Genomic DNA, 3,071 nt, shown 5'->3' with positions numbered 1-3,071 from the left:
CCTGGAGCGGAAATCAGCAGACAAGTTTAACAGAGCCTATTTTTTAAAGGTGCATGAGTCTGTCTCCGGAAGGACCCTCCTCTAAACTATTGAACTAGTATACCGAAAATATCAAAGTAGTATACTCTTGTGAGAGTCCCAAACAATAGACAACTAGAAATAACATAGGAGGGAATTACTTGTTAGGAAATTTTAAATGGTCAAATATTAAGATTGGCGGTAAGTATCTCGTTATTTTCTTATTTATTACCGTTACATTCTTAATTGCTATTTTTATTACTGGCGCTTTTATCCACGGAACTAGCGGTGACATGGATGAAACGGTACAGAAAAATAATGTGGCAAAGTATTCGTCAGATTTGGTTACGTTATTTGATGAAAAATATTTGTTAATCCCGGAGTATCTACTTCTTTCAGATGATAGGAAATTAAATGAGTATTTAGATCTTAGTAAGCAATATACGGTAACAGCCAAAAAATTAAAAAAGAATCTGAGTAAGGATCAGTTATCAACGTTTAACCAAATGGTTGAGAACAATCACAAACTAGATGAATACTTTTTCAGTACGATTGTGCCAAAAGTTCAAGATATTGATACCAGTGAGTTTAAGGTGTTACAGCAGTCTGCTAATGAATTAAAAACAGAAACAGGAAAACTTGGATATGATTTGAAAAATTCAGCGACAAAACTGAGCAATGAAAAAATGGATCAGGCCAAAGAGAATCTTGGAAGATTAATTACGATTCTGATTATTTCTGTCATCAGTTCGATTGCCATTTCTATCTCTCTTCTTTATGTGATGAGCAGGAAAATAAGTAAGAACTTAAATCAAATTGTCTTAAGAAGTAATGATATTGCCAGCGGACAATTGAATAATGAAAACTTAGCCTATCAAGGAAAAGATGAAATTGGTCAACTTTCCGAATCCATTAACGTAATGAGTCAAAGTTTAAGTGAAATGATTTCAGAAATTTCTACTGTTTCAAAGGATGTGGACCGCCAGATTATTACTTTATTTGAATCCTCAAAAGAAGTAAAAACAGGCGGTCAGGAAATTGCTATTTCTATTCAAGAAATGGCGAATGGGTCCACTATTCAGGCAAGAAATGCTTCAAACATTTCACAAAAAACGATGGAATTTAATGAGAATATTTTAAGTGCAAGTGAACAAGGTGAAAAGTTGGTTCGTTTCTCAGATGAGGTATTGCAGGCAGCCATTATTGGAGACAAGCAGATGAAACAATCACTTGAGCAAATGCATGTCATCAACAACGTTGTAGAAAACTCTGTAGACCAAGTTCGTGGATTGGAAAGTAAAACAGAGTCAATTACGGAGATTGTTCACGTCATTAAATCGATTTCGGACCAGACAAATCTTTTGGCATTGAATGCTTCAATTGAAGCAGCACGTGCAGGAGAAGCTGGCAAGAGCTTTGCAGTTGTTGCAACAGAGGTACGTAAATTAGCAGAAGAAGTTTCTAATTCAGTAGAGGGGATCTCAAAGATTATTTTCTCTATTAAAGAGGAAACTTCTAAAATCGCTGAAAATCTCCAAAATGGATACACCGAAGTCAGCAAAGGCAGTCAGCAAATTGAGAACACAGGTCAGCAATTTACAGAAATCAATGATAAAGTGTCACAAATGTCAACTTGGGTAAAATTGATATCCGAGACTTTAACGAAATTTAAACAATCAAGTACCGAAATCAACGATAACATTGTTGATATTGCGGCCATTTCAGAAGAATCAGCCGCTGCTTCAGAAGAAATTTCTGCAGCCGTTTCTCAACAAACAGCCTCTCTCGATATGATTTCAGGCAGCACCAAAAACCTTACGGATATGGTGGAACGTATGAATGCCTTAATCAATCGGTTTAAGCTTTAAAAATAGGGAAGAGAGGAACCATCATGAAAATTCTACATCATAAAACGCTAAAAGCACTATTACTGTTATCTTTGATTACTGTGTTCACTGCAGGCTGTTCCAACAGTCCTGTTAAACATTCTTCAAATCAAAAGCAGATCAAATTAATCTCTGATGAAAATAAACCGTATGTTGGATTTTTAATTGATACGTTAAAGGACGAGCGCTGGTATAAGGATAAAAAATTATTTGAGGGCCAAATCAAATCATTAGGTGGACAAGTAAAAACATTAGCGGCAAATGGACTTGACGATGTACAGCTTAAACAAGCAGAGCTTCTGATTGAAGAAGGGGTAGATGTCCTTGTGGTTGTTCCACATGACGCTAAAATGTCTGCAAAAATTGTTGATTTAGCCCATAAAGCCGGGGTCAAGGTGATATCGTACGACCGGTTAATTAAAGATGCTAAGGTAGATTATTATGTTTCTTTTGACAATGTCAAAGTAGGTGAATTACAGGCTACTGAGATCTTAAAAAAGGTATCAAGTGGTAACTTTGCTTATATTGGCGGGGCAGAATCTGATAACAATGCAATCCTATTCCGCATGGGAGCAATGAAGGTTCTTCAACCTCTTATAGATAAAGGGCAAATCAAACTTGTATACGATAATTATACTGATGAATGGAAACCGGAAAATGCAAAAGCAAATATGAAGACTGCTTTAGCTGAAAATGGCAATCAAATTAATGCGGTTATTGCTGCTAATGATGGAACAGCAGGCGGTGCTATCGAATCTTTGGCGTCTGTTGGGTTAGCAGGTACTGTTCCTGTATCCGGTCAAGACGCTGAATTAGCAGGGGTACGCCGGGTTATTGCTGGAACACAAACCATGACAATTTATAAATCCATTCAACAACTGGCTACTAAATCAGCTGAAGTTGCCATTAAGGCAGCTAAAGGGGAAACCGTCAAAACTAATGTTTCTATCAATAATGGTAAAATGGATATTCCATCTATTTTGCTTGACCCTCTTGCTGTAACAAAAGAAAATGTTCGTGATACTGTGATAAAAGATGGCTATCTGACAGAAAATGAAGTGTTTAATCCATAACAAAAATGTTGGCTGGGGGATCATCCCCCGGCCAACATTTTGTTTATTGCGAAAGCGAGCTCGAACTGGAGAAATTCACTGCATTTTTCAAATC

3 protein-coding genes (1 of these 3 cut by a window edge) are annotated in these 3,071 nt (G+C 36.7%); 2 read left to right on the top strand and 1 reads right to left on the bottom strand.

Translation table 11 applies throughout. From position 1 onward, the window contains the following. Positions 1-179: 179 nt before the first annotated feature. A complete protein-coding gene (locus tag V7083_RS22170; protein ID WP_335482162.1) occupies positions 180-1,886 on the top strand; it encodes a methyl-accepting chemotaxis protein in 1,707 nt (568 codons plus the stop codon). A gap of 23 nt (positions 1,887-1,909) precedes the next feature. Beyond that, complete coding sequence (locus V7083_RS22165) at positions 1,910-2,977, top strand: sugar ABC transporter substrate-binding protein (protein WP_335482160.1); 1,068 nt, start codon at positions 1,910-1,912, stop codon at positions 2,975-2,977. 87 nt (positions 2,978-3,064) lie between these two features. On the opposite strand, the gene V7083_RS22160 is transcribed toward V7083_RS22165, so the two are convergent. Beyond that, on the bottom strand, positions 3,065-3,071 hold the 3' end of the coding sequence (locus V7083_RS22160) for a peptidylprolyl isomerase (protein WP_438823763.1). The gene runs 245 nt beyond the window's last position; only the last 7 of its 252 coding nucleotides appear in the window; its start codon lies beyond the right edge, outside the window; it ends in the stop codon at positions 3,065-3,067.

The organism is Bacillus sp. JJ1764 (genome assembly GCF_036962145.1).
Classification (GTDB): Bacteria; Bacillota; Bacilli; order Bacillales; family Cytobacillaceae; genus Neobacillus.
This window is presented reverse-complemented; position numbering and strand designations above follow the sequence as displayed.